This window comes from Sphingomonas fucosidasi, assembly GCF_036663855.1.
GTDB lineage: Bacteria > Pseudomonadota > Alphaproteobacteria > Sphingomonadales > Sphingomonadaceae > Sphingomonas > Sphingomonas faeni_B.
In genome coordinates, this window is the sequence record NZ_JAXOJR010000002.1 from 318,660 (window position 1) to 343,266 (window position 24,607).

Genomic DNA, 24,607 nt, shown 5'->3' on the forward strand with positions numbered 1-24,607 from the left:
CCGCTCCTCCCCTTCCGTCTGGCAAGAGCCAGCCACCTCCCCCTGCGGGGGACGACAAATCCAACGCTCCTAGACCGCGCGCATCCAGTGCGTCCGCGTCACCGTCCCGGTCATCACCTTCGACCCGAACGCCTTGATGATCTTGGCCGCATCGGCACTGTTCATCAGCACGACCCGCGTTCCACCCGACGGAAGCGTCTCGATCGCACTGATGGTCGCACCGTGCTTCTTGCACATCGCAACAACCTGAGGCTGCTCGACGCTAACGTTCACCGCGCGCGAGATCGGTACGACGGTCTCGGCAACCTGCTTTTCGACGGCCTGCTTATCGGGGGCCGGCTTGTCTGCGCCGGTCGTCACAAAGCCAACGCCTCGATTGCGATGTAAGGATAGATGGTCATGCGGCATTCCCGGCTCGGAGCGGGAGCGCAAAGCATCTCTCAGTCGCAACCTGCCCGTACGAAGCGCCGCGATGGGTCGAGTATGCGCGCAATGCCCGGAAACGGCAATGGCCGCGCTACGTCCGCACCTTCAGCAGGGCCAGTCCGAAGCCGATGAAGATCCCCCCCGTCACCCGGTCGAACGCCCGCCGCAGCGCTGGCCGTGTCAGGTATCTGGCGAGGGTCCGCCCACCCGCCGCATAGATGCCGTACCAGATGCTCTCGACCACCGCGAAGGTCGCGACGAGGATCGCGAACTGCGGTGCCTGCGGCGATGCGCGATCGACGAATTGCGGGAGAAAGGCCGCGGCGAATAACAGCAGCTTGGGGTTGCTGATACCGATGACGAACCCGCCGCGGAACAGCCGGCGGGCGGAAACCGTCACCGGCAACGCGTCCGCGCCGACGTCGATCGGAGACCCTGCACCGCGCCATGCCTTGATGCCGAGAAATATGAGGTACGCGACACCCGCATAGCGCAACGCATCGAACACGCGGGGCCATGCCGCCAGCAACGCCGAAACACCCGCCGCCGACGCCGCCAGCACGAGCACCAGCGCGGTCAGGCACCCCGCCATCGCCGCGATGCTGCGGCGCATACCGAACGTCACGCTGCGCGTCATGACGTGCAGCATGTTCGGCCCTGGCGTCCCGCACAGCAGGACTATCGCAACCACGAACAGCCACCATGCGTGCAGCGTCATATTTGCCCCTTGCCCTTTCGATAGACCGTCTCGGAACGACTAGCGTAACGCTGGTCGTTCCGGCACCCCGCCGAGAGACGGTATCCGGGCATAGCGCGTCATCCCGAACCAGATCGAACGCTCCAGACCAAACCCGTTACCCCAGCGAAAGCTGGGGTCTCGTCATGAGACTCCGTTCGCCTGTCACGAGGGAGACCCCAGCTTTCGCTGGGGTGACGGAATTTTTAATGGATTGGCGACTCATCACAGGCACGATGCAGCCCGACACCTCAAGCAAGTGCACGGGAGATGGCCCCGCGAAGCCGCTGCGCCTCAATCGCCCGTCAAAATCCGATCGACCAACTGCCCGACACTCGGCACGAACCCGTTGGAATAGAACGGGTCCTTCTTGAAATTATACGCCGCATGGCCCGCGAACATCAAATTCTGGTCGATGTCGCCGCCGTGCGCGATGTCCTGCAGCGTCTTCTGGATGCAGAAGCTGCGCGGGTCGGCCAGCCGCCCGGTCGAGTTCGTCTCGGTATCCGCCCAGCTGGAGAACGAGCATTGCGACAGGCAGCCCATGCAGTCCGCCTGGTCCTTGCGGATCATGCCCTTCTCGGTCGGGCTGACGAACACCAGCGTGTTGTCCGGCGTCTTGAGCGCATCGGTATAGCCCTCGCCGAACCACTGGCGCGCGCGTAGCAGGTCGTTGCGCGTGACCCAGAAGTTCTTGCCCTTCACGCCGACGTCGAGCTGGAAGACGTGATCGCCGGCCTCCTGCGTCGAGAACGCGACCTGACGCTCGGACCGCGCCTCGAGCGAGCGCAGGAACGGATTACGCACCGCCGACGAATAGAACCCGGTCGGCGAGAACTTGTGCAGCAGCACGTCGCCGGGCTCGATCTCGGTCAGCGCGTCTTTCCACCCCTGCGGGATCGGGCTCTCGCGCGTCAGCAGCGGCCGGGTGCCGAACTGGAACGCGATCGTGCCGAGTTCCGGATTGTCGATCCAGTCGTTCCAATCGCGTAGATACCAGACGCCGCCCGCCATCACGATCGGCACGTCGTCGCTGATGCCGCCCTCACGCATCACGTCGCGCAGTTCCTTGACGCGCGGATACGGGTCCTGCGGCTTCAGCGGGTCCTCAGCGTTCGACAGGCCATTATGGCCACCTGCAAGCCACGGATCCTCGTACACGACCGCGGCAAGCCACTCGGCCGCCTTCGAATAAGCACGCTTCCACAACGCACGAAACGCGCGCCCCGAACTGACGATCGGCAGATAGCTGACGCCGTAGGACGCGGTGATCTCGCTGAGCTTGTACGGCATCCCCGCACCGCAGGTGACGCCGGCGACCTTGCCGCGCGTGCGTTCGAGGACACCGTGCAGGATCCGCTGCGCGCCGCCCATTTCCCACAGCACGTTGATGTTGATCGCGCCCTTGCCGTCGGCGATCTCGTACGCGCGCTCGACCTGCTGGACAGCGCCTTCGATCGCGTACTGGACGAGTTCCTCGTGCCGGTCGCGCCGCGTGAGCGCCGCATAGACCTGCGGGATGATCTTGCCATCGGGATCGTAGCTGTCGGCGTTGACCGCCGAGACGGTGCCGATGCCCCCGGCCGCAGCCCAGGCGCCGGCCGAGGCGTGGTTGGTCGCCGCGACGCCCTTGCCGCCTTCCACCAGAGGCCAGACTTCCCGACCGTTATAGACGATAGGCTTCAGGCCCTTGAACACGACGTCACCTCTCCCGGAAAATACGGCCTACTAGAGCGCACGGACGCATCGTGCGAGCAAAATTGCGACCTAAGACAGCGCACCGGGCCGCTGCAACGCGGCTTCGTACAGATCGCGGTAGCGGGCGATCATCACGCCCTCGTCAAACTCGGCACGCGCCTTGGCCTGGTTCGCCGCTCCGACCGAGGCGCGCAGCGCAGGATCGGACACCAACGCCTGCAATGCATCGCGCAACCGGACTTCGTTGGCGATGTCGGTCACGAACGGCAAATTCTCGGGCGCCACCATCCGCTTCAGGTCGCCGACCGGATAGCTCGCGATCGGCAGCCCCGCCGCCATCGCCTCGACCACCGAGATCGGAAACTGCTCGCTCCGCGACGACAGCGCGAGCATGTCGAAATGGCCGATATACCGGTACGGCCGATCGAGAAATCCGGGCAGCACCAGCTTGTCTGCCATCCCCATCGCCGCGGCGGCCTGCAGGATATTGGCGCGCTCCGGCCCCTCGCCGACGATTACCAGCCGCACCCGGCCCGACACGCCGCCGACCGCCCGCACCAGCGCGGTCAGGTCCTTCACCTCGCGCAGGCCCGCCAACGCGCCGATCACGACTTCCTTGGCGTTGCGCGTAAATCCGGGGATCGCCTTGGGTTCGGGCTTCTGCGCGTAATAGGCGGTACCGATGCCGTTGACGATCCGGTGGACGCGCTCGCGCGGCTGTTTCCAGGTGTTCAGCGCGATCCCCTCGAGCACCTCGGACGGCACCGCCAGCGCATGCGCTGCGCCCAGCGCGAGCCGCCGATAGATGTTGCGCTCGATCTTGAGCCCGCCGGCCTCGTCGGCGTTGAACCCGTCCTCGTGATGGACGAGCGGCGGGGCGCCCTTCGCGAACGCACGGCGCGCCATCGCCCCGTCGATCGCACCCCAATTATACGTCAGCACCAGGTCGAACCGCCGCATATACTGCGCGATCGCCTCATAGCGCTTGACCGAGGGCTTGCCGGTCAGCGGCGGCGGAGTCTGCGCGATCTCGTAGCGGATACCCTTCGCGATCGAATCCCGCGCGCTGGTCTGCTCGGGCATCCCCGATACGATGGTATGCTTCGCGCGATCCCCGAACGCGTTCATCAACCGAACCGCCCGCGCCTCCTTGCCGCCGAGGTCGAACGAGGAGTGGAGATGGAGGATGTTCACGGGTGCGGCCATGCTGAGGCGATGCCGATTTATCGGGGCAGTATCAAGAGCGAGACCTTCGCCGGCGGGCATCGGCCGTGAAGCTTATGGGCAGCTCGGACCGTCGATCAAAGCCCGAAGCGAAACCCGTAGCCGAGACCCAGCGTGAACTGCGTCCGCTGCCCGCGTTCGCGGATCAGCGGCGAGTCGCCTGCCGGCGCGCCCAGGCGATCGAGCCCGGTGAACAGCGTGACGGCACTGCGACGGTCGAGCGGCCGGATCATCACCCCGCCCAGACCATAGGACACGATGCCTCCATCGGCGTCGTAACGGGCCAGCCCTGTCCTCGACGATTGCCCTGCGTCGATCCCGAAATAGGTCTGCGTATAGTCGCTGCTCGCCGCCGCGATACGCGGGCCGACGCTCGCCATCATGCGGCCGAGCCGAGCCTGGTAGTTGACCGATGCTTCGGCGACGACGCCCTCGTGACCACCGAAGCCGCGCCGGACCTCGCCGCGGATACGCCATTCGCGACGCGGTCCGAACTGGCGTTCGACGAAGCCCCCGACTTCGGCCGCTGCCTTGACGTTACCCATGCCGACCAGCGCGTCGCTGCCGCCGGAGATCAGGAACGGGGAGCCGCCATTGTCCTCGTTGCGTCCGAACGCGACCTTCACCAAGGGCCCGGCGCGCCAGCCGTCGCGGTTGATCGCGTTCCAGCCGACACCCTCGACCACCGATGCGAACAGGACGTCCGAATATGCCAGCCGCAGGTTGGGGAAGAGCGACACCGACATGTCGCGGGAACCCTGCCAGGCTGGCGTGACTGCGGCCGCAGCGCCGATGGTGAGGCTCCACCCCGCTGGCGCGGATGGCTGCATCCGCGCCAGCGGGGGCGCGTCGTCAGGCGCCGTCTGCGCATAGGCGGGCGCCGCCGCCAGGATCGCAACTGCCATCGTCACATACCGCATCATGCCACCCCTCGCAGACGCGCTTCCTATCCGGCACGAGAAGGTTTTGGCAATCTATGGCTCTCGCGCACGCGTTGACCCTCTGTGGTTCCCGCTGTGGCCTAGGCCGCGAAGACGTCCTTGCCGATATGCGTGATCCGGCATGCCAGATCCGCCTCGCCGCTCGCCACGACGTAGAAGTCGCCCGCATCCGCGATGCCGGTCGTGAAGACGACGTTGTCGAGGTACATCCGGTCCTTCAACGGCTCGGTCAGTTCGGGGTTCGGTTCGAGCAGCGCGGTATGCTGCGTCGCGACCGTGATCGACGGATCGTCCTTGTCGAGGATCGACCAATAGGTGCGGTAGATGCCGACGATTCCCGACGGCTCGACGCCATGCCACAACGTCAGCCAGCCGCGATCGGTCAGGATCGGCGGTGCACCGCCGCCCATCCGCGCGGTCGCGACGGTGGCGGCATGCGGGCGGATGCCGGGCTTGTCGTGCGGTTTCCAGTGGAGCGCGTCGGGCGAGCGCGACAGGTTGATCGAGGGTCCGCTGCGCCATTCGCTGCCGGGCGGGTACGCGAAATACAGGTCGCCGAGCGGCCGCGTCTGCGCCCAATACTGCCCGTCGATCAGCCCCTCGAAGATCAGCATGTCCTTGTTCTGGTGATCCAACACGATCCCTTCGAGCTGCCAGTCGAGCGCGTCGGCGGACGAATACAGCGTCGTCGAATGCCGCTCCGGGCTGACCGAACAGGTGGTCATCAGATAGCGATCGCCGACCTTCGAGATCCGCGCATCCTCGACGCCGTAGCATTGGTACGACGCGCGCGGCGCGATCGCCTTGTCGTAATGCACCGCCACCACCGAACGGCCCTCGGCATCGAGCTCGACCGGCAACAGCCACGACAGCGATGTCAGCGCCATCACCTTCCACCCGCCGCCAGGGATCAGGAATTTCCGCGGATCCTTCGTATCCACCATCGTCAGTGGCCAGGCGTCGAGAACGTAGCCGCCGTCCTCCCAGCGGATCGCGTGGACGTTGCCGTCCCTGATCGGCTTTTTCAGCGCCTCCGCCACCCGCACCATCAACAGCAGATTGCCGTTCGCCAACCGCGTCATCCCCGGATTGAACGCGCCGAGCACATAGGTCTCGGCGTCCACCTTGCCTGCCAGCGGCGAGCGCGACAGGTCGATGTCGGCGGGGGTGAAGACGAGCTGGTCGAACATGCTATTCTCCTTCGATTTACGTCCGGCGACATCGCCCTACCTACTCCGTCATCCCGACGAAAGTCAGGACCCAGAGCCATGAAGGACGGCGCCCCGTTACTCTGGATCCTGACTTTCGTCAGGATGACGGGCCGGCGTGTCGTGATCAGGAGCGCTTACTCCCCCTCAAGCGCCCGCGGGACGATCACGATCTGCTGGATCACGGTGCGCGTCGGCTGCGTCAACACGAACTCCACCCCGACCGCGATGTCTTCCGCGCGCAGCATCTGCTCCGCCTCGATCATCTGGCGCTGCTTGTCGTCGGGCACGTCGGGATATTGCATGTTCGAGCCGACCTTGCCCGGTTCGACCAGCGACACCTTGACCCCCTTCGGCCCCACTTCGCGCCGCAACGCCTCCGAAAACCCGGCGATGCCCGACTTGATCCCGGCATATACCGTCGAGCTAGGCCCGAGGATATGCGCGCTCAACGACCCGATGATGACGATGTCGCTGATCGGCGTCATCCGGTGCGCAGCATGGTGCGCGCTGAGCAGGTACGCGGTGAAGTCGACCGCGATCGCATAGCGCAGCTCGTCCTCGCTCATCTGCATCAGGCCGCCCGCCGCGACCGCCGCGTTGATGACGGTGATGTCGAAGCCGCCGAGATATGCTTCGCCTGCATCGAAGAACGCGCGGACCTTGTCGGGATCGGCGAGCTCGGTGATCATCCCGTCGCCCTCGCCGACCTGGCGAATGCGGGCGAGCGCGTCCGCCAGATAACGTGCGTCGCGCCCGCAGATGAAGACCTTCGCCCCCTCTGCCGCCAGCAGCACCGCGATCGCCCGCCCGATCCCGGTGGTCCCCCCGGTAATGATCGCGCGGCGGCCCTTCAGCGGGCGAACGGTCGTGTGGGCGTCGGAGAGTTCGGTCATCAAGTATCCCGGCTTGTCAGCAGATTATCGGCCAGCGGTACGCGGCCCCGCCCTCCCCTAAGCGCGGATCGCCGCCCCCTCAAGCGCACGCGCGAGCAACCGGTCGATCGGCGCCTGCACGATCGTCTCGGTCAGCGTCGGCGCGTGCCCGACCCCCGGCACCGTCACCAGTTCGACCTGGTCGAGCGACGCCGCCATCCGCTCCGCCGTCGCCGCCGACAACAGGTCGGACCGGCCGCCGCGGACGATCAGCGTCGGCACGTCGCGGAGCGATCCCAGCGCCTGCCACATGTCCGGCCCCGCCTCGTTGCCGGGCACGCGGAACGGCTCCGCGATCTTCACGTCGTAATCGAGCACGATCCGCCCCGAACTGTTGAGCCGGTACAGCCGCTTGGCCATCGCCAGCCAGTCCTCGATCGCGAAGTCGGGATAGACGTCGTCGTTATTTTCCGCGACGCACCGCGCGGCGTGCATCCAGGTCGGGAACACGCTGGCCTTGCCGACATAGCCGCGGATCCGCGACAGCCCCTGCGCATCGATCTCCGGCCCGACATCGTTCAGCAACGCGCCGAGCATCCGTCCCCGCGACGGCCCCGCCATCAACCCCGCCATCAACATCGTGACGATGCCCCCGAGCGACGTGCCGAATGCGATGTACCGATCGATCGCCTGCTCGGTCAGCAGCGCCTCGACGTCTTCGACATAGGTCGTCGGGACATAGGATGTCGGATCCTTGGCGTAGGCGCTCTCGCCCCGCCCGCGAAAGTCGATCGCGATCACCCGCCAGCGCCCCGCCAGCCGCGCCGCCAGCGCATCGAAATCGCGCGCGTTGCGGGTCAGTCCGGGCATGCAGAGGATCGGCGGCTGCCCTTCCGCCCCGCCCGGATAGTCGCGCGCATGCAATTTGAGGCCGTCGCCGGACGACCAATAGAGGTTTTCGTAAGCGGCCATGGTTGCGTCCTTCGGGTAGCGGCCACCATATCGCCGCATGCCTATCGACCCGCAAGCCTATCGCCCCGAAGCTGCACTCTTGACGCTCGGGGACGCGTTCTTCGATCCGGTCGCGCCGGCCGACTTCCCCGAGACGCAGCTTCGTTTCCGCAACGACCGCGCCGCCGCGCAGGTCGGGCTCGATACGCTTGCCGACGAGGAATGGCTCCGGCATTTCGGTCGGTTCGAGCCTTTGCCGAACACGCTCCCCCAGTCCTTCGCGCTGCGCTATCACGGCCACCAGTTCCGCACCTACAATCCCGATCTCGGCGACGGCCGCGGCTTCACCTTCGCGCAGATGCGCGACGACCGGAACCGCCTGATGGACCTCGGCACCAAGGGCTCGGGCCAGACGCCGTGGAGCCGCGCCGGCGATGGTCGCCTGACGCTCAAGGGCGGCATCCGCGAGATCCTCGCGACCGAGATGCTGGAGGCGCTCAACGTCCCCACCTCACGCACGCTGTCGCTGATCGAGACCGGCGAGCAATTGCAGCGCGGTGACGAACCCAGCCCGACCCGCTCCGCCGTCCTCGTCCGCCTCAATCACAGCCATGTCCGCATCGGCAGCTTCCAGCGCCTCGCCTACGACCGCGACGAAGCCGGCCTTCGCAAGCTCGTCGGCTACACGCTGCGCAACCTGTACGACGAGGACAGCGACGACCCGGCCCGCCTGCTCGACCTCGTCGTCGCCCGCACCGCGCGCCTCGCGGCGCGCTACATGGCGGCCGGGTTCGTCCACGGCGTGCTCAATTCGGACAACATCAACGTCACCGGCGAGAGCTTCGACTACGGCCCCTGGCGCTTTGCCCCGACCTGGGACCCTACCCTCACCGCCGCCTATTTCGACCACCAGGGGCTCTACGCGTTCGGCCGCCAGCCCGAGGCGATCCACTGGGACGTGATGCAGCTCGCGGTCGCACTCCGTCAGATCGCCGAGAGCGAGCCGCTTGTCGCCGCGCTCGACCAGTTCGGCCCGCGCTATCAACCCGAAGTCACGCAGGCGATTCTCTGGCGCCTCGGCGTCCGCCCATGCGATCCCGACAGCGACCGCGACCTCGTCCAGGCCACCGAACGCGCACTCCGCACCTCGGGCGTCGGCATCGACCGCTTCTTCTTCGACGCGTTCGGCGGAAACCTGCCCGAAACCTACGCTGAACCCTGGACCGAAGTCCGCGCCGCCCTCGCGTCCTACGGACCCCGAAAAGACCGCTCGCACGCCTATTGGTCGGGCGAACCTTGCAGCATGCTGATCGACGAAGTGGAGGCAATCTGGGCGCCGATCGCCGAACACGACGACTGGGCGCTGTTGAACGACAAGGTCGCCGCGATCCGCAACATGGGAGACGCGCTTGCCGAATAATTGGAATCATTCCTGATTTGAGGCAAGAGCAGCGCCATGTCCGACGAGATCATCTCCCACGAACCCGCCACCGGCGCGGTCCTCTGGCGCCATCCGGTCGGCGACGTCGATGCGGAAGTCGCCTGCGCCCGCGCCGGCTGGTCGAGCTGGGCATCGAAACCACTCGCCTTCCGGATCGAGACGATGCGACGCTTCGCCAACATCGTCCGCCAGCGCAATGACGCGTTCACCGACCTGATCGCACGCGAGACCGGCAAGCCGATCTGGGAAGCGCGCGGCGAGGTCGAGACGGTCATCGCCAAGGTCGACATCTCGGTCAGCGCCTATGCCGATCGCACCGCGCAGCGCCGCCTCGAAGCAACGATGGGCTCGCGCATCGCGGTCCGCCACAAGCCGCACGGTGTGCTTGCGGTGCTCGGGCCCTACAACTTCCCCGCACACCTTCCCAACGGGCACATCGTCCCCGCCTTGATCGCCGGCAACGCGGTCGTCTTCAAGCCGTCGGAAAAGACTCCCGCGGTCGGCGCGTTCCTGGTCGAATGCTTTCGCGCCGCGGGTGTGCCGGCCGAGTGCATTCGGCTCGTCATCGGCGGCCCGAACGAAGGCAAGGCCCTTGCCGCGCATCCCGATATCGACGGCCTGTTGTTCACCGGCTCCGCCAGCACCGGCCTGGCCCTCAACCGCGCGTTCGCCGACAAGCCCGAAAAGATCCTCGCGCTCGAGATGGGCGGCAACAACCCGATCGTCGTCTGGGACACGCCCGACCTGCACACCGCCGCCGTACTGATCATCCAGTCCGCCTTCACCACCGCCGGCCAGCGCTGTACCGCCGCGCGCCGCCTGATCGTCGACACCAGGCTCTACGATCCGCTGATCGCCACGCTCGACAAGATGGTCGGCCGGATCATCGTCGGCGAACCGCACGCGAACCCCGCGCCGTTCATGGGACCGGTAATCGACAACGAAGCCGCGGAACACCTGACCGAGAGCTTCCTCGAACTGCTTACCCTCGGCGGTCGTCCGATCCGCCATCTCGAGCGCCCGGTCGCGGACCTGCCGTTCCTCAAGCCCGCGTTGATCGACGTCACCGATATTGCCAATCGCCCCGATGTCGAGCTGTTCGGCCCGCTGCTGCAGATCGTCCGCGTCGACGATTTCGACGCCGCGATCGCCGAGGCGAATGCCACCCGCTACGGCCTGTCCGCCTCGCTGATCAGCCAGACGCCCGCGCTGTACGACCGCTTCTGGGCGAACATCCGGGCGGGCATCGTCAACTGGAACAAGCCGACCAACGGCGCCTCGTCGGGGGCGCCGTTCGGCGGCATCGGCTGGTCGGGCAACCACCGGCCGAGCGCCTATTACGCCGCGGATTACTGTGCCTACCCGGTCGTCAGCAGCGAATCCGAAAGCGCGCGTGCGAGCATCGGCATCGGTCTAAGCGACGGCTGAGCGCCTCCAATCTGATCCTCCCCCGCCAGGGGGAGGTGGCTGGCACTTGCCAGACGGAGGGGGAGGTAAGCGACGACCTATGCTCCGTGTCCTCCCCCTCCGTCGCTGCGCGCCACCTCCCCCTGGCAGGGAAGGATCGCTCGGTTTGGACGGCTGCGCGCCGCAGCCTGCCCCCCGCAAAAGCAATCCTACCCCCCGCCAAAGCATCATTCGGTTGCGGCGCAGCGCGTTGCCGCCCATCTTTCATCCCATGGCAAGCCTCCTAGACCCTACCGCCCGCGGGCGCGTCATCCTCGTCGGGGCTGGCCCGGGCGATCCCGGTCTCCTCACCGTCCGCGCGGTGGAGGCGCTGAAGACCGCCGACATCGTCGTGCATGACGGACTGATCGACCCGCGCGTGCTCGACATCGCGCCGCCGTCGGCGCAGCGCATCTCGGTCGCCAAGCAGCGTGCCCGCCACACGCTGCCGCAGGAAGCGATCAACGCGCTGATCATCGCGCATGTGAAGACCGGCGCGATCGTGATCCGCCTGAAGGGTGGCGACCCGTTCGTATTCGGTCGCGGCGGCGAGGAAGTCGAGGCAGTCCGCGCCGCCGGGCTCCCTGTAGAAGTAATCCCCGGCGTCTCCGCTGCGCTGGGGTGCGCCGCCGAAGCAATGCTGCCGCTCACCCACCGCGATCACTCCAGCGCGGTCAGCTTCGTCGCGGGCCAGTGCAAGGGGCTCAGCGAGCAGAACTGGGCCGGGCTCGCCGGACAGGGCCGTACGCTGGTGATCTACATGGGCATCGCCTCCGCAACCGACATTGCCGACAAGTTGATGGCGGACGGCGTCGCGCCCGACATGCCGGTGGCGGTGCTGGAACGTGGCACGTTGGAGGGCAGCCGCGCGATCCGCACCTTGCTCGCCGATCTCGGATCGATGGTGACACGCGAGGCGGTAGAGAGCCCCGCGATCATCGTCGTCGGCGAAGTCGTCGAACTGTCGGACGCCGAAGACAAACTGGCCCGCTGGGCCCGCGTAGCAGAGGACGCCGCCGCATGAAGCTGTTGACCGGAAACGACCTTCCCACCGGCGACGTCGTCTGGTGGACCGGCAACGGCTGGTCGCGCCACGTCGAGGACGCGGTCGACGTCGGCGTGTCGGGTGAATCCATCCTTCAGGCCGAAGAAGGCGCCCGCCGCGTCAACGTCCCCTACCTGATCGAGGCGACCCAGACCGACGAAGGCCCCCGCCCCGCCCACATCAAGGACCGCATCCGCGCGCTCGGCCCGACTATGCGGCCCGACCTGACCCTCAAACCCGCCGATCCGAACGCGGGGAGCTGGGTGATATGATTCACGCAAAGCCTGTCCTGAGCGAAGTCGAAGGGGCGCTAAGGCGCGAAGAGGTTCAAAACCAGAAGGTGTTTCACGCGGAGACGCGGAGACGCGGAGGTGTTGCGCTTGCCGCGCAGCGGCCTTCACGCTCGCTGGCCGTGAAAGATTTATTGCCCGCTAACGCGGGACCTCCCCCTTCTTCTTTCTCCTCCGCGTCTCCGCGTCTCCGCGTGAACAAAATTCTTCTGAATCATTTCGCGCCATCGCGCCTTCGCGTGAACCAAAACTTCTCCGGAACCCCGCATGTATAAATACGACGAATATGATCAAGCGATCGTCGACCAGCGCGTCGATGAATTCCGCGACCAGGTCCGCCGCCGCCTCTCGGGCGAGCTGACCGAGGACCAGTTCAAGCCGCTGCGGCTGATGAACGGCCTGTACCTCCAGCTGCACGCATACATGCTGCGCGTCGCGGTGCCGTACGGGACGCTCGACGGGCGCCAGATGCGGAAGCTCGGCCACATCGCGCGCAAATACGATCGTGGTTACGGCCACTTTACCACGCGCCAGAACATCCAGTTCAACTGGATCCAGCTCGACCAGACCCCGGACATCCTCCAGGAGCTGGCGACGGTCGAGATGCACGCCATCCAGACCAGCGGCAACTGCATCCGCAACATCAGCTCCGACCAGTTCGCCGGCGCCGCCGCGGACGAGGTCGCCGACCCGCGCCCCTGGGCCGAGCTGATCCGCCAATGGTCGACGTTCCACCCGGAATTCACCTACCTCCCGCGCAAATTCAAGATCTGCGTGATCGCAGCGGACGAGGATCGTGCGGCGATGCGGCTGCACGATATCGGTATCGGTCTTCACGTCCGCGACGGCGAACTCGGCGCGAAGATCTTCGTCGGCGGCGGCATGGGCCGCACGCCGATGATCAGCCACGAGATCCGCGATTTCGTCCCCGCCGACGATCTGATGAGCTATCTCGAGGCGTGCCTGCGCGTCTATAATCGCTACGGCCGCCGCGACAACATCTACAAGGCGCGGATCAAGATCCTGCTGCACGAGATCGGCCCTGACGAATATCGTCGCCAGGTCGAGGAGGAATTCGCCGCGGTGAAGGGCCTCGGCCTTGATCCGCCGCGCGCGGAGCTCGAGCGGATCACGAGCCATTTCGGTGCGCCCGCGTTCGACGAGGCCGCGTCCACCGAGATCGACCGCAGCGATCCCGACTTCGCGGTCTGGCTCGACCAGAATGTGAAGGCGCACAAGCAGCCCGGCTATGCGATCGTCAACATCAGCCTGAAGCCCGTCGGCGGCATCCCCGGCGACGCGTCGGCGGACCAGATCGACGTGATGGCCGATCTCGGCACGCGCTACAGCTTCGACGAACTGCGCGTGACGCATGCGCAGAACATCGTCCTGCCGCACGTCCGCATGGCCGATCTGCACGCGGTGTGGTCGACGCTGAACGAGGCGGGGCTGGCCGAGGCCAATCTCGACCTGATCAGCGACATCATCGCCTGCCCCGGCTTGGATTATTGCAGCCTCGCCAACGCGCGATCGATCCCGCTCGCGCAGAAGATCGCAACCCGCTTCGGCAGCCTCGATCGCCAGCGCGACCTAGGCGAGTTGAAGCTCAAAATCAGCGGCTGCATCAACGCCTGCGGGCACCACCATGCGGGCCACATCGGCATCCTCGGCGTCGACAAGAAGGGCACTGAGAATTACCAGCTCTCGCTCGGCGGCTCGGGCGCGGAGGATGTGAGCCTCGCGAAGATCACCGGGCCCGGTTTCTCCGAGGACGGCGTGGTCGACGCGATCGAGCGCGTCACCGACCGGTATCTGCAGGTCCGCGACCCCGGCGAGCGTTTCCTCGACACCTACCGCCGCGTCGGCTTCGAGACGTTCAAGGAGGCGATCTATGGATAACCCGATCGTCACCGCACATCAAACCGTCACCCCAGCCCCCCCATCCGTCACCCCAGCGAAAGCTGGGGTATCCCGGTGGAGCACGCCCGGCCCGAACCACGAGATCCCAGCTTTCGCTGGGATGACGAGGATGCTGGCTGGCATGACGGGCGCATTGCGTGGATCGGGAGAGAAAGCATGAGCGACACCCTACTCCGCTTCCGCGACGACGAGCCGCATGACGAGCCCGCGGTGACGCTCGATTCGTTCATCGGTCAGAGCAACGCGGCGGCGGTTCGCCTCGAGGCGGGCGACGATGCGCGCGCGCTGTTGCCGCAGATCGACCAGCTCGCGCTGATCGAGGTTAGCTTTCCCGGCTACCGCGACGGCCGTGGCTATTCCTCCGCGCGAATCCTGCGCGAGGCGGGCTATACCGGCGAACTGCGTGCGCAGGGCGACGTGCTGGTTGACCAGATCCCGCTGATGCGGCGCTGTGGGTTCGACAGCTTCGCACCCCAGGCGCCGATCGACATCGACGTGCTGCGTGCGAGCCTGGAGCGGTATGACACGCCGTACCAGAAGGCGGCGGACGGAGCGGTTCCGGTATGGAAGCTGCGCCATGGGTGAGCCCGCGCGCAAGCTCGACATGATCGACGTCACACCGGCATTCACGCGTGAGGATGCGCTCGCGATGCAGATGCGCTTCGAAGGCGTGTCGGCGCAGGACATGCTGCGCGAGTTGCTGGTCGGCGAGTTGCGCGGGCGGATCGCTTCGGTGTCGTCGTTTGGCGCAGAGTCGGCCGTGTTGCTGCATATGGTGGCGCAGGTCGATGTCGACGTGCCGGTGATCTTCACCAACACGCAGAAGATGTTCGGCGAGACGCTGGCGTATCGCGACGAGCTTTCGGAAAAGCTGGGGCTGACTGACCTGCGCGTGTTCCGTCCCGATCCGCGGTTGCTCGCCATCAAGGACAATACGGGGTTGCGGTGGTCGTACGATCCGGATGGGTGTTGCGATCTGCGCAAGGTCGAGCCGTTGCGGCGGGCGTTGGCGCCGTTCGATGCTTGGATTTCGGGGCGTAAAGGCTTCCAGTCGGGGACTCGCAAAGCGTTGCCGCGGTTCGAGGAGGATGAGGGCCGGTTGAAGATCAACCCGCTGGCGGATTGGGACAAGGCCAAGCTCGACGCCTATTTCGCCGAGCATGAATTGCCGCGGCATCCGCTGGAGGCGCAAGGCTATCTGTCGATCGGCTGCGCGCCGTGCACGACCAAAGTCGCCCCCGGCGAAGACCCGCGCGCAGGCCGCTGGCGCAGTTTCGACAAGGTCGAATGCGGCATCCACGCGCCGACCGATTACGATCCGATGATCTGATCCAATTCCCTCGCCCCTCCGGGGAGAGGGAGGGAGGAGCCACTTGGCGACGGAAGGGAGAGGGGCGTTGGGATGAACCGTCCCGAGCCTCACTCCCCTCTCCCTTCCCACGGCAAGAGCCGCGGGCCCCTTCCCTCTCCCCGGAGGGGAGAGGGACACGATGGCCTCAATACTCGGCGAGATCCGAGAACTTCGTGATCGTCGGATCGAACTTCATCCGCACCTTGCCGGTCGCGCCGTGGCGCTGTTTCGCGATGATCAGCTCGGCCAGGCCGTACACCCGCTCCATCTCCGCCGCCCACGACGCATGGTCCTCGAAGATCTTCGAGCTGTCGCCTTCCGCCGGCCGCTTGGGCTCCTTCGACGCGACGTAATAATCCTCGCGGTACACGAACCAGACCATGTCCGCGTCCTGCTCGATCGACCCCGACTCACGAAGATCCGACAGCATCGGCGTCTTGTCCTCGCGTGATTCCACGGCACGCGACAGCTGCGACAGCGCCAGCACCGGCACGTTGAGATCCTTCGCCAACGTCTTCAGCCCGCGCGAAATCTCGGAGATTTCCTGGACGCGGTTGCCGTCCTTGCTCTTGCCGGAGCCCGACAGCAGCTGGAGGTAGTCGACGACGACGAGCCCGATCTCGTTGTTGTGCCGACGCTGCAACCGGCGCACGCGCGTGTGCAGCGCGCCGATCGAGAGGCCGCCGGTGTCGTCGATGAACAGGGGCAAATTCTCCAGCTCGGCGGCGGCGGCGGCGAGCTGCGCGAACTCGGTGCGGCTGATCTTACCCATGCGGAGCGATTCCGACGAGATCTGCGACTGCTCGGCGAGAATACGCGTCGCCAGCTGATCCGCGGACATTTCCAGCGAGAAGAACGCGACCTTCGCACCGACCGAGTCTTTCGGTGCGATGCCGTCGGCCATGTCGCGCATCCAGCGCCGCGCTGCGTTGAACGCGATGTTGGTAGCGAGCGAGGTCTTGCCCATGCCCGGACGGCCGGCGAGGATCATGAGATCGCTGTGATGCATGCCGCCGATCTTCGCGTTGATCGAATCGATGCCGGTGGTGACGCCCGACAGATTGCCACCCGAGTTCAGCGCGCGCTCGGCCATCTTGACCGCTGCGGTCGTCGCCTGCGCAAACGACTTCACCGTGTTCTCGGAGCCGCCATCCGCCGCGACCTTGAACAGCTCTTCCTCGGCGAGTTCGATCTGAGCGCGCGGATTGACCTCCTCGGAGGTGTCCATCGCACGATCGACCAGCGTGCGACCCACCGACACCAGCGCGCGGAGCATCGCGAGGTCATAGATCTGCTGCGCGAACTGGCGCGCGCCGATCAGCCCCGCGCCGCTGCCCGTCAGCCCCGCCAGATACGCCGGCCCACCGAGCTCGCGCATCCCCTCGTCGGCATCGAACATCGGCCGCAGCGTTACCGGCGTCACCAACATGTCGTTGCCGCGCAGCGTCTTGATTGCGGCGAAGATGCGGCCGTGGACGGGTTCGAAGAAATGCCCCGGCTCCAGCTTGTCGACGAGATCGTCGGCGAGCCGGTTGTCGATCATCATCGCGCCGAGCATCGCCGCCTCGGCCTCGACGTTGCGGGGAAGCTGCTGCGGCTCGGCCACGGCGGTAACGGGGAATGCGAGAGTTGCCATCCCCCGCACCTACGCGATGGACGGGTCCTCGTCCAAGCTATCGCGCCGGAATGCTGGGGATAAGTGACAGGTCGAACCTGCCCCGCTATCGAACCGGGATGGCCGACCCGCGGATCATCGATGTGCAACTCGACGAAACCAGTCTCGGCTGGCGTTCGCCCGATGTCGAGCAGGAGCGCCGGATCGCGATCTTCGACCTGATCGAGGGCAATCACTTCGCCCCGCAACGCGCCTACCCGGACGGCTATGCCGGCCCGTACAAGATCAAGCTCCAGTCGGAGGAAGGGCGCCTCGGCATCCATATCCACCGCGAGGACGACACGCATCTCGAGACGCTGGTGCTCGCGCTGGGCCGCTTTCGCCGGCCGATCCGCGATTACTTCGCGATCTGCGACAGCTATTACCAGGCGATCCGGCAATCTTCGCCCGCGCAGATCGAGACGGTCGACATGGCGCGGCGCGGCGTCCACAACGAAGCGGCCGAGCTGCTCAAGGAGCGGCTCGACGGCAAGATCGAGGTCGATTTCGACACCGCGCGTCGGCTGTTCACGCTGATCTGCGTTCTCCACATCCGCAACTAGAAGACACATGGCTTACGGACTTTTGAAATTCGCTGGCGCGCTGGCGGCGGCCGGATTCGTCGGTATCTGCGGCTGGACCGCGGCGACCGGCTGGCATCCCGACGTGAAGCAGTATCCGTTGCAAGGCATCGACCTTGCCGAAAACCCCGGCCCGGTCGAATGGGGCACGGTGCGCGCGAGCGGCGCCGACTTCGCCTATATCGTCGCGACGTCGGGCACCGACCGGCGCGATCCGAGCTTCGAAGCGAACTGGGCGGCGCTGCCCGATGCGGGGCTCCGGCGCGGGGCGGTCCATGTCTATTCGCTGTGCCAGCGCGCCGACGAGCAGGCCAACGCGTTCAACACCTTCGTACCCCGCGTCGCCGATTCGTTGCCGACCGCGCTGGATATCGCCTTTCACGACGACTGCACCGCGCGACCGGATCGCGCGACTCTGATTGCCGACGTGTCGCAGTTCGTGACGATGGTCGAGACGCACACCGCGCAACCGGTGATGCTGCGGATCAGCAAGGACGTGGATTCGAAATACGCCCTCTCCGGTGCGGTGCCGCGACCGTTATGGGCGGTGTCGAACGTGATCAAACCCGACTATACCGCGCGGCCGTGGCGGATGTGGCGGGTCAGCGATTTTAGGCGCATCGACGGGATCGAAGGACCCGTGAACTGGGACGTGGTAGCATCATGACTGAACACGCCATCACACTCGTAGCGGCAGCGCGCGACGCAGCCCGCAACGCGCATGCCCCCTATTCGCGATTCGCGGTGGGCGCCGCGGTGCTGCTCGACGACGGCAGCGTCATCACCGGCGCAAATTTCGAGAATGCGAGCTACGGCCTGTCGCTGTGTGCGGAAACAGTCGCGATCGCCACCGCGAGCGCGTCGGGGCGCCTGCGCGATATCGTCGCGATCGGCGTGATCGGCGGCGCGATGGACGCCGAGGGACGTGCGACCGGTACATCGCCGGTCAGCCCGTGCGGCCGCTGTCGGCAGGTCATCAACGAAGCCGCGCAAATGGGCGGCCGCGACCTGCTTGTCCACTGTGGCGCGGCGGAGGGCGATGCGATCCGAACCTATGCGGTATCGGAACTGCTGCCCGACGCGTTCGGCCCGGCCGATCTGGGTATCCGCTGATCCCGCATCAGTAATTCCACTGCAACTGGGTCCGGATCAAATTGCCCTCCGCCCTGCCCTCGCGCCGTTCGTCCGCCTCGCGCCGCTCCATCCGCGCATAGGCGATCGTCAGCTCGAGCGGCGGAGTCGGCTGGAACTCGATCCCGAGCTCGAACTCGTCGGTCTCCAGCCGTGGCGCATTGGGCAGCGCCTTCCACCCACCACGGTAATATTGCCAGCGCGCATAGGGCATGAACGGGCCGAGCGGTGACGTCCGCACGCGGCCCATCGTCTGGAAATACCCGCCATTCAGGGGCTTGGTTGCGATCGACTGCGTTACAGGATCATATTCGGGGCCGCGTCCCCAATTCCATTCTGCCTGGAAACCGATCGGCTGCGGGTACAGGATCGCGTGAACGCCGAACCGTTCGTCGGCAAAGGACGTGGTGCTGACGCCACCGCTGCGAAGTTCCGGCTGGATCCGGTTGCGGATTGCCGCCGCGCCTGTCTCGATCACCTGCCCGGCGAAAGCGCCGCCGAGCCCGTCCAGCGCGAACGGCCACGTCGCCATCGCCACGGTCATCACGCCGTCGTTCGTCTCGGCGCGGCTGATCCCCTGGCCGTTATAGACGCCGAGCCCGAACGCACCGTAATTGCCGAACAGCTTCTGACCGTCCTCCTCGAGGCGATCCCATATCCGCTGCACCTGCGGCGGCGTATAATAGGCCACCACACCGAGATCGCGTTCGCCCGGCACGGCGCTGTTGATGCCGTCGCTGCGATCGAGCGTCAGCCGGTTCGACGAGGATTGCATGTTCTCCCAGCCGAACGGCACCTTCGACTGGCCAAAGCGCAGGCGGAACCGTCGGTCGGTATCGAGAAACGCGTCGACATAGGCATCACGAAGCTGCGCAAAGGACTCGCGCCGCTCGCCGACCGACTGATTATTGACGTTGACCGCAAAATCCGGCTGGAAATAGAATGATACGCGGTCGTTCAGGTCGCCCTGCAGAACCAGCCGGACACGACGGAGCGAGAAGTTGTTATTGTCGCCGATGGCGCCGTCGTGAACCGAGCGTAACCGCGATCGGCCATCCGGCGCGGTGCGATCGCCAGACAGGATCTCGTTGAAGCGCATCTGCGTATAGCCGCGCAGGGCTATGCGGTCGTACCACGCTCGCTCGGGCTTCGGTTGCGCTTCGGCCAGTTGGGTCGTCGGAACCGGCTGCGGTGCCGGGGGGATGCTGGGCGGCGTCGGGGCAGCGACCTGCGTTTGCGCCGGGGCGATCGGCGCAGGCGGCGATGGGCTGGCACTCGATGCGCTGGCACGCGATGCGACCGGTGCGTTCGCGGCCTTGAGTTCGGCGATCGTCGCCTTGAGTTCATCGATCTGCCGTTGCAGATCCTGCACGGTCTGTGCCGACGCCGCCGCGGGCAGACCGAGCGATCCGGCCAGTGCAACCAGCAGATAGGGGCGGAGTCGTGAGCCTGCCCGCCGGCCCGCGATCCGCCCGCCGCCGGCGCCGCTGGCACGGAACACAGCAGGCCGCATATCGTGCAATGTCCGTGTGATAGGCTTCATGACGCCCCCATGACGGCTCGCTCGGGTCACGGCAACGCGAAATTCCTCCGCCTTGCCGTGCCGCTACCTATTGCCCGGACACGCCATCCGCGCGAAAGCCCCTGCCGAAGAGGGAGTTGCTATGTCCGTGATGTCCGACCGCTGGATCCGCGAGCGCGCGCTGGGCGATGCGATGATCGAACCGTTCCACGAAGCGCAGCGCCGCGATGGCTGCATCTCGTACGGGCTATCGTCCTATGGCTACGACGCCCGCGTTGCCGACGAGTTCAAGATCTTCACCAATGTCGACAGCGCGATCGTCGATCCGAAGGACTTTGCCGCCAACAGCTTCGTCGATCGCAAGACCGACGTCTGCATTATCCCGCCCAACAGCTTCGCCCTCGCCCGCACCGTCGAGTATTTCCGGGTCCCGCGCGACGTGCTGGTCATCTGCCTCGGCAAGTCGACCTATGCGCGCTGCGGAATCATCGTCAACGTGACCCCGCTGGAGCCGGAATGGGAGGGGCATGTGACGCTGGAATTCTCGAACACCACACCGCTCCCGGCCAAGATCTATGCGAACGAAGGCGCCTGTCAGTTCCTGTTCCTCAAGGGGAACGAACCGTGCGAAGTGAGCTACGCGGACCGCGCGGGCAAATATATGGGGCAGCGCGGGGTCACGTTGCCGCGGCTGTAAGGTCGGGACCGACCGGAAGAGGCGATGCCATCCGGCTCCGGACGCGGTGGCTAGATCGTCCTGACATTGAGTTGGCCGGCCTTCCCGCGGTTTGGCGCGCACAATAAAGACGCCTTATGCGTATTATCCCGATGCGTGACCGGGCCTGACGCTTAGATCGCGGCGATCCGGCGGCCGTCGCGAATGACATGCGACCAGCCCGCTGCCAACAAACCATGTCGGTCCCGAGAGTCCGCAAGGCCGCTGACTTCTCGCACCTCGCGGACCCGGGCCCTGGACTGACGGGAGAGCGGCTGGCCGCTATCCCGTCGGATCTGGTTAGCGAGTCGCGATCTGCTGGGTCTGGCGGGCGAGCGCACGGCTCGCGAGATCGTGTGACGACACCACTGCGCCCGACGGCAGGTCCATCGCGACCGCCGGCCGTTCCAGAACCGCGGAATACAAGGCGCGAGCGTCCGAGTCGCGACCGGTGCGATGATAGACCGAAGCCAAGTTGAGCATCAGTTCTGGACGCTGTGGAAAGATCTTCCGTTCGGCGACGATGCGCTGTTCCGCCGTGGACAGATCGCCTGCCGCGATCGCCTTATAGCCGGTGCGATCCAAGGTTGCGGACGGTGCAGCAAACGCAGGCGTTGCCACGCCCAGGGTTGCGAGAACGAACAGGACGGTCTTGCGCATCGCTCATCTCCACTGACCTTCGCCGATCGGAAGGTTTCATTTTTGTGACAACGGTGTGTCACTTCGATGACTGTCATACAAGTACATTGATCAAGTTCGCTTCGACGCGCCGACGCGTTTTCCGACAGCCCCGCGCAACAAAAAAAGGGCGGCCCCGGAGGACCGCCCTTTGGACGTTCGATACTGTATGCAGTCGACTTAGAAGTCGTTGCGATACTGCTCGTTGCCGATGAAACCAAGCTTGGTGACCGCGGACCGCTTGATCACGGCCAACGTGCGATCGACCACTTCGTAGCGAGCCTGCGGATCAGGCTGGAAGTGGAGTTCCGGCTCGGGCGTCATGCCTGCCGACTGATCCAGATACTGGCGCAGCGTGACTTCGTCGACCGGCGAACCATTCCACGCGATGACACCTGCAGGATCGATCGAGATCTTGTTCTTCTCAGGATCGACCGGGTTCTGCGGCTGGTTCGGGCTGTTGACCGGAAGGTCGACCTTTACCGCGTGCGTCTGGATCGGGATCGTGATGATGAACATGATGAGGAGAACGAGCAGGACGTCGATCAACGGCGTCATGTTCATTTCCATCATCGGCGAGCCATCTTCTTTGCCGCCGCTCATTGCCATTCTATACTACTCCTAAATTCGTCCGAGCGATCATCAACGTTCGGTGCTGACGCCGGGTGGCGGCTCGGAGATGAACCCGACACGGGCGAACCCGGCGCGCTGCATCGTATAGATCGTGCCGCCGATGCACTTGTACGGCGTGTTCACGTCGCCCCGGATATGCGCCTCGGGCAATTCAAGACCAGCGGCATTTACGCCACCCTGACGATCGATCTCGGCCTTCAGCTTGACCACGGCGCGATCCAAAAGCTCGGTCGAGGTGACGGGCGACAGACCCCAATACACAGCACAGCTGCCATCGGCGTTGGTCGTTACCGACAGCGAGACATTCTCGGGCTTCGTCTGCGTGGGATCGAAGCGAACCTCAGGCAGCTTCAGCTGCACCGCCTGGACCGCAACGGTCGTCGTCACCAGGAAGATGATCAGGAGCACGAGCATGACGTCGACCAGCGGCGTCGTATTGATGTCCGATATCGAACTCTCGGTGGAATCGCCACCAACACTCATCGCCATGTGCGAACTATCCTATCCATTTAATCGCCGCCGGAACGGCCGGCGGCAATGAAGCGGGGCCGCTGCGAACAGCAGCCCCACCTTTTCGCGTCTTAGTTGGCGCGCGGCACGCCACCGGTCTGGCCGGCGGTCGTGGTCGTCGTAACCGGCTTGGCCGAAACTGGCTTGGCGGCCGTTGCGATCGACGGACGCACGGCGCCGTTCGAAGCGAGGAAGCCCAGCACGTCGTTCGAGAAGGCCGACAGGTCCTCTGCGATCGACTTGTTGCGACGCTGCAGCCAGTTGTACGACAGCACGGCGGGAACCGCGACGACCAGACCCAGTGCGGTCATAATCAGTGCTTCGCCGACCGGCCCTGCGACCTTGTCGATCGATGCCTGGCCCGATGCGCCGATCTTCACGAGCGCGCGGTAGATGCCGATAACCGTACCGAACAGACCGATGAACGGCGAAACCGAACCGACCGTCGCGAGGAAGGCGAGACCGCCACCCAGCTTCGAGTTGATCGCGGCTTCCGAACGCGCCAGCGAACCGTGCAGCCAGTCATGTGCCTCGACCGGATCGGTCAGCTTCGAATGCTGCTCCTGAGCGGCCAGGCCGTCGTCGACGATCTGCTTGTAGGCCGAGTTCTTCTCGAGCTTGGCCGACCCTTCGCGCAGGGAGTTCGACGACCAGAAGGCCTCACGAACGCGCTTGCCCTGACCGATGATCTTCTGCTGCTCGAACAGCTTCGAGAACAGGATGTAGAACGACACGACCGACATCAGCACGAGGATGCCGAACACGGTCTGCGAGATCAGGCCGCCTTCGCGGAGTGCGGCTTGCAGGCCGTACGGGTTGGCGTCGGCAGCGGCGGTCCCGGCCGCGGCAAGGATGGTGGTGATCATGATCGGTTTAGTCCTCTGACTGAATTTTATCTGGTGCGGTTAGGGTAGGTGGGATCAATCCTCTGGAAGGACCCACCGAACGTTCAGCTGGTAAGACGACGCCATCGGGTTGCCGTTCTCGTCCTTGGCCGGGGTGAAACGCACCCTCGCCTTGGAAATACGGCACGTCGCGTCATCGAGCGTCGTGTTGCCGCTGCCCGTCGTCACCGTACAGCCGGTCACCCGACCGTCCGTACCGATCGTGAGCTTCGCCGAAACGCGACCCTGTGCACCCTCGCGCTGTGCCGACGGCGGATAATTGTCCGCGCCGAAATACTGGCCGGGGTTGCCCTTCAGACCAGCGGCCTGTGACACCCTCGGCGCTGGTGCCGGTGCTGGCGGTGCCGGCGGCGCGGGAGGCGCTGGCGGAGCCGTCGGCTGGCTGAGCGGGATGATGTTCGACGTCTGCAAGGCAGGCGCCGGCTGCGGTGTGACGATCACTGGCGGCGGCGTGACGACCGTGGTCGGCGGCGGCGGCAGGTTCGGCTGCTCGGGTGGCGGCGGCGGGGGCTCGTCGGGCGGAGGCGGCGGCGGGGGCGGCTCCACGTCGAACGTATTAAGCTTTTCTTGGGCCTTTTTCACGTACTGGTACGCGAGGCCGGTGACGAAAGCATAGCCCAAGGCCGCATGAATCAGCGCGACGATAACGATCGCGACGATTTTGCCTCCGGACATCTTCTGGTCAACATAGGCCATTCAGCAACGACACTCCCTTAATCTGCCTGC

General features: G+C 65.6%; 26 protein-coding genes. 11 read left to right on the forward strand and 15 right to left on the reverse strand.

Translation table 11 applies throughout. The features are described 5' to 3' along the window. Positions 1 to 69: 69 nt before the first annotated feature. The 8 genes from U1737_RS04980 to U1737_RS05015 all read right to left on the reverse strand — a co-directional run bounded on the left by U1737_RS04980 (position 70) and on the right by U1737_RS05015 (position 8,080). On the reverse strand, positions 70 to 360 hold the full coding sequence (locus U1737_RS04980; RefSeq protein WP_332795845.1) for a hypothetical protein: 291 nt from the start codon (positions 358 to 360) through the stop codon (positions 70 to 72). A gap of 157 nt (positions 361 to 517) precedes the next feature. Next, positions 518 to 1,144: a LysE family translocator gene (locus U1737_RS04985; RefSeq protein ID WP_248522108.1), complete on the reverse strand. Its 627-nt coding sequence runs from the start codon at positions 1,142 to 1,144 to the stop codon at positions 518 to 520. Positions 1,145 to 1,456: 312 nt separating this feature from the next. Further along, on the reverse strand, positions 1,457 to 2,860 hold the full coding sequence (locus tag U1737_RS04990) for an NAD(P)H-dependent flavin oxidoreductase (protein ID WP_332795846.1): 1,404 nt from the start codon (positions 2,858 to 2,860) through the stop codon (positions 1,457 to 1,459). Positions 2,861 to 2,929: 69 nt separating this feature from the next. After that, a complete protein-coding gene (locus U1737_RS04995) occupies positions 2,930 to 4,066 on the reverse strand; it encodes a glycosyltransferase family 4 protein (protein ID WP_332795847.1) in 1,137 nt (378 codons plus the stop codon). A 95-nt stretch (positions 4,067 to 4,161) separates the two neighbouring features. Next, positions 4,162 to 5,007 (reverse strand): MipA/OmpV family protein, encoded by an 846-nt coding sequence (locus U1737_RS05000; protein WP_332795848.1) that lies wholly within the window; start codon positions 5,005 to 5,007, stop codon positions 4,162 to 4,164. Positions 5,008 to 5,105: 98 nt separating this feature from the next. Continuing rightward, entirely contained in the window at positions 5,106 to 6,215 is a 1,110-nt protein-coding gene (locus U1737_RS05005) for a glycoside hydrolase family 130 protein (RefSeq protein WP_332795849.1), read from the reverse strand. A gap of 155 nt (positions 6,216 to 6,370) precedes the next feature. Further along, positions 6,371 to 7,129, reverse strand: a complete 759-nt coding sequence (locus tag U1737_RS05010; protein ID WP_332795850.1) for an SDR family oxidoreductase — start codon at positions 7,127 to 7,129, stop codon at positions 6,371 to 6,373. A gap of 57 nt (positions 7,130 to 7,186) precedes the next feature. Beyond that, the gene (locus U1737_RS05015; protein WP_332795851.1) at positions 7,187 to 8,080 is read right to left on the reverse strand and encodes an alpha/beta fold hydrolase; all 894 of its coding nucleotides are present in this window, start codon (positions 8,078 to 8,080) and stop codon (positions 7,187 to 7,189) included. A 37-nt stretch (positions 8,081 to 8,117) separates the two neighbouring features. Here U1737_RS05015 and U1737_RS05020 point away from each other — a divergent pair, with 37 nt between their 5' ends. The 7 genes from U1737_RS05020 to U1737_RS05050 all read left to right on the forward strand — a co-directional run bounded on the left by U1737_RS05020 (position 8,118) and on the right by U1737_RS05050 (position 15,531). Next, the gene (locus tag U1737_RS05020; RefSeq protein ID WP_332795852.1) at positions 8,118 to 9,479 is read left to right on the forward strand and encodes a protein adenylyltransferase SelO; all 1,362 of its coding nucleotides are present in this window, start codon (positions 8,118 to 8,120) and stop codon (positions 9,477 to 9,479) included. Between the two features lie 36 nt (positions 9,480 to 9,515). Further along, complete coding sequence (astD, locus tag U1737_RS05025) at positions 9,516 to 10,928, forward strand: succinylglutamate-semialdehyde dehydrogenase (RefSeq protein WP_332795853.1); 1,413 nt, start codon at positions 9,516 to 9,518, stop codon at positions 10,926 to 10,928. A 250-nt stretch (positions 10,929 to 11,178) separates the two neighbouring features. Beyond that, positions 11,179 to 11,970, forward strand: coding sequence for a uroporphyrinogen-III C-methyltransferase (gene cobA / locus U1737_RS05030; RefSeq protein ID WP_332795854.1), 792 nt, complete (start codon positions 11,179 to 11,181; stop codon positions 11,968 to 11,970). Then, positions 11,967 to 12,263: a DUF2849 domain-containing protein gene (locus U1737_RS05035; RefSeq protein WP_248522134.1), complete on the forward strand. Its 297-nt coding sequence runs from the start codon at positions 11,967 to 11,969 to the stop codon at positions 12,261 to 12,263. Before cobA ends, U1737_RS05035 begins: the two co-directional genes overlap by 4 nt. Positions 12,264 to 12,548: 285 nt before the next feature. Further along, complete coding sequence (locus U1737_RS05040; RefSeq protein ID WP_332795855.1) at positions 12,549 to 14,180, forward strand: nitrite/sulfite reductase; 1,632 nt, start codon at positions 12,549 to 12,551, stop codon at positions 14,178 to 14,180. 177 nt (positions 14,181 to 14,357) lie between these two features. Then, entirely contained in the window at positions 14,358 to 14,786 is a 429-nt protein-coding gene (locus U1737_RS05045) for a DUF934 domain-containing protein (protein WP_056063055.1), read from the forward strand. Continuing rightward, positions 14,779 to 15,531, forward strand: a complete 753-nt coding sequence (locus U1737_RS05050) for a phosphoadenylyl-sulfate reductase (RefSeq protein WP_332795856.1) — start codon at positions 14,779 to 14,781, stop codon at positions 15,529 to 15,531. Before U1737_RS05045 ends, U1737_RS05050 begins: the two co-directional genes overlap by 8 nt. Positions 15,532 to 15,697: 166 nt before the next feature. Here the strand turns inward: U1737_RS05050 and U1737_RS05055 are convergent, their stop codons facing one another. Continuing rightward, positions 15,698 to 17,188 (reverse strand): replicative DNA helicase, encoded by a 1,491-nt coding sequence (locus U1737_RS05055; protein WP_248522137.1) that lies wholly within the window; start codon positions 17,186 to 17,188, stop codon positions 15,698 to 15,700. 98 nt (positions 17,189 to 17,286) lie between these two features. Here U1737_RS05055 and U1737_RS05060 point away from each other — a divergent pair, with 98 nt between their 5' ends. Genes U1737_RS05060 through U1737_RS05070 form a run of 3 tightly spaced genes read left to right on the forward strand, consistent with a single transcriptional unit; the run spans position 17,287 to position 18,900 of the window. Continuing rightward, positions 17,287 to 17,769 (forward strand): UPF0262 family protein, encoded by a 483-nt coding sequence (locus tag U1737_RS05060; RefSeq protein ID WP_132735525.1) that lies wholly within the window; start codon positions 17,287 to 17,289, stop codon positions 17,767 to 17,769. A 7-nt stretch (positions 17,770 to 17,776) separates the two neighbouring features. After that, positions 17,777 to 18,454 (forward strand): glycoside hydrolase family 25 protein, encoded by a 678-nt coding sequence (locus U1737_RS05065; protein WP_248522138.1) that lies wholly within the window; start codon positions 17,777 to 17,779, stop codon positions 18,452 to 18,454. Then, positions 18,451 to 18,900 (forward strand): cytidine deaminase, encoded by a 450-nt coding sequence (locus tag U1737_RS05070; RefSeq protein WP_332795857.1) that lies wholly within the window; start codon positions 18,451 to 18,453, stop codon positions 18,898 to 18,900. Before U1737_RS05065 ends, U1737_RS05070 begins: the two co-directional genes overlap by 4 nt. A 7-nt stretch (positions 18,901 to 18,907) precedes the next feature. On the opposite strand, the gene U1737_RS05075 is transcribed toward U1737_RS05070, so the two are convergent. Next, positions 18,908 to 20,461 (reverse strand): porin, encoded by a 1,554-nt coding sequence (locus U1737_RS05075; protein ID WP_332795858.1) that lies wholly within the window; start codon positions 20,459 to 20,461, stop codon positions 18,908 to 18,910. 121 nt (positions 20,462 to 20,582) lie between these two features. Between U1737_RS05075 and dcd the strand changes: the two genes are divergently transcribed. Beyond that, positions 20,583 to 21,137 carry a dCTP deaminase gene (gene dcd, locus U1737_RS05080; protein WP_055878967.1) on the forward strand — a complete coding sequence of 185 codons (555 nt, stop codon included), beginning with the start codon at positions 20,583 to 20,585 and terminating at the stop codon, positions 21,135 to 21,137. Between the two features lie 318 nt (positions 21,138 to 21,455). Here the strand turns inward: dcd and U1737_RS05085 are convergent, their stop codons facing one another. From U1737_RS05085 to U1737_RS05105, 5 genes are all read right to left on the reverse strand, one after another. After that, positions 21,456 to 21,815: a tetratricopeptide repeat protein gene (locus tag U1737_RS05085; protein ID WP_248522144.1), complete on the reverse strand. Its 360-nt coding sequence runs from the start codon at positions 21,813 to 21,815 to the stop codon at positions 21,456 to 21,458. Positions 21,816 to 22,013: 198 nt separating this feature from the next. Further along, a complete protein-coding gene (locus tag U1737_RS05090) occupies positions 22,014 to 22,442 on the reverse strand; it encodes an ExbD/TolR family protein (RefSeq protein WP_248522145.1) in 429 nt (142 codons plus the stop codon). 33 nt (positions 22,443 to 22,475) lie between these two features. Further along, positions 22,476 to 22,955: an ExbD/TolR family protein gene (locus tag U1737_RS05095; RefSeq protein ID WP_248522147.1), complete on the reverse strand. Its 480-nt coding sequence runs from the start codon at positions 22,953 to 22,955 to the stop codon at positions 22,476 to 22,478. Positions 22,956 to 23,047: 92 nt separating this feature from the next. Beyond that, positions 23,048 to 23,842 (reverse strand): MotA/TolQ/ExbB proton channel family protein, encoded by a 795-nt coding sequence (locus tag U1737_RS05100; RefSeq protein ID WP_248522149.1) that lies wholly within the window; start codon positions 23,840 to 23,842, stop codon positions 23,048 to 23,050. Between the two features lie 54 nt (positions 23,843 to 23,896). Continuing rightward, positions 23,897 to 24,577 (reverse strand): energy transducer TonB, encoded by a 681-nt coding sequence (locus U1737_RS05105; RefSeq protein WP_248522152.1) that lies wholly within the window; start codon positions 24,575 to 24,577, stop codon positions 23,897 to 23,899. Positions 24,578 to 24,607 lie beyond the last annotated feature (30 nt).

Bases quoted from the DNA above. Each gene is read 5' to 3' on its own strand.
- U1737_RS04985 (WP_248522108.1), bottom strand. From the start codon at position 1,144: ATGACGCTGCACGCATGGTGGCTGTTCGTGGTTGCGATAGTCCTGCTG.
- U1737_RS04995 (WP_332795847.1), bottom strand. From the start codon at position 4,066: ATGGCCGCACCCGTGAACATCCTCCATCTCCACTCCTCGTTCGACCTC.
- U1737_RS05000 (WP_332795848.1), bottom strand. From the start codon at position 5,007: ATGATGCGGTATGTGACGATGGCAGTTGCGATCCTGGCGGCGGCGCCC.
- U1737_RS05005 (WP_332795849.1), bottom strand. From the start codon at position 6,215: ATGTTCGACCAGCTCGTCTTCACCCCCGCCGACATCGACCTGTCGCGC.
- U1737_RS05010 (WP_332795850.1), bottom strand. From the start codon at position 7,129: ATGACCGAACTCTCCGACGCCCACACGACCGTTCGCCCGCTGAAGGGC.
- U1737_RS05015 (WP_332795851.1), bottom strand. From the start codon at position 8,080: ATGGCCGCTTACGAAAACCTCTATTGGTCGTCCGGCGACGGCCTCAAA.
- U1737_RS05020 (WP_332795852.1), top strand. From the start codon at position 8,118: ATGCCTATCGACCCGCAAGCCTATCGCCCCGAAGCTGCACTCTTGACG.
- astD (WP_332795853.1), top strand. From the start codon at position 9,516: ATGTCCGACGAGATCATCTCCCACGAACCCGCCACCGGCGCGGTCCTC.
- cobA (WP_332795854.1), top strand. From the start codon at position 11,179: ATGGCAAGCCTCCTAGACCCTACCGCCCGCGGGCGCGTCATCCTCGTC.
- U1737_RS05035 (WP_248522134.1), top strand. From the start codon at position 11,967: ATGAAGCTGTTGACCGGAAACGACCTTCCCACCGGCGACGTCGTCTGG.
- U1737_RS05040 (WP_332795855.1), top strand. From the start codon at position 12,549: ATGTATAAATACGACGAATATGATCAAGCGATCGTCGACCAGCGCGTC.
- U1737_RS05045 (WP_056063055.1), top strand. From the start codon at position 14,358: ATGAGCGACACCCTACTCCGCTTCCGCGACGACGAGCCGCATGACGAG.
- U1737_RS05050 (WP_332795856.1), top strand. From the start codon at position 14,779: ATGGGTGAGCCCGCGCGCAAGCTCGACATGATCGACGTCACACCGGCA.
- U1737_RS05055 (WP_248522137.1), bottom strand. From the start codon at position 17,188: ATGGCAACTCTCGCATTCCCCGTTACCGCCGTGGCCGAGCCGCAGCAG.
- U1737_RS05060 (WP_132735525.1), top strand. From the start codon at position 17,287: ATGGCCGACCCGCGGATCATCGATGTGCAACTCGACGAAACCAGTCTC.
- U1737_RS05065 (WP_248522138.1), top strand. From the start codon at position 17,777: ATGGCTTACGGACTTTTGAAATTCGCTGGCGCGCTGGCGGCGGCCGGA.
- U1737_RS05070 (WP_332795857.1), top strand. From the start codon at position 18,451: ATGACTGAACACGCCATCACACTCGTAGCGGCAGCGCGCGACGCAGCC.
- U1737_RS05075 (WP_332795858.1), bottom strand. From the start codon at position 20,461: ATGAAGCCTATCACACGGACATTGCACGATATGCGGCCTGCTGTGTTC.
- dcd (WP_055878967.1), top strand. From the start codon at position 20,583: ATGTCCGTGATGTCCGACCGCTGGATCCGCGAGCGCGCGCTGGGCGAT.
- U1737_RS05085 (WP_248522144.1), bottom strand. From the start codon at position 21,815: ATGCGCAAGACCGTCCTGTTCGTTCTCGCAACCCTGGGCGTGGCAACG.
- U1737_RS05090 (WP_248522145.1), bottom strand. From the start codon at position 22,442: ATGGCAATGAGCGGCGGCAAAGAAGATGGCTCGCCGATGATGGAAATG.
- U1737_RS05095 (WP_248522147.1), bottom strand. From the start codon at position 22,955: ATGGCGATGAGTGTTGGTGGCGATTCCACCGAGAGTTCGATATCGGAC.
- U1737_RS05100 (WP_248522149.1), bottom strand. From the start codon at position 23,842: ATGATCACCACCATCCTTGCCGCGGCCGGGACCGCCGCTGCCGACGCC.
- U1737_RS05105 (WP_248522152.1), bottom strand. From the start codon at position 24,577: ATGGCCTATGTTGACCAGAAGATGTCCGGAGGCAAAATCGTCGCGATC.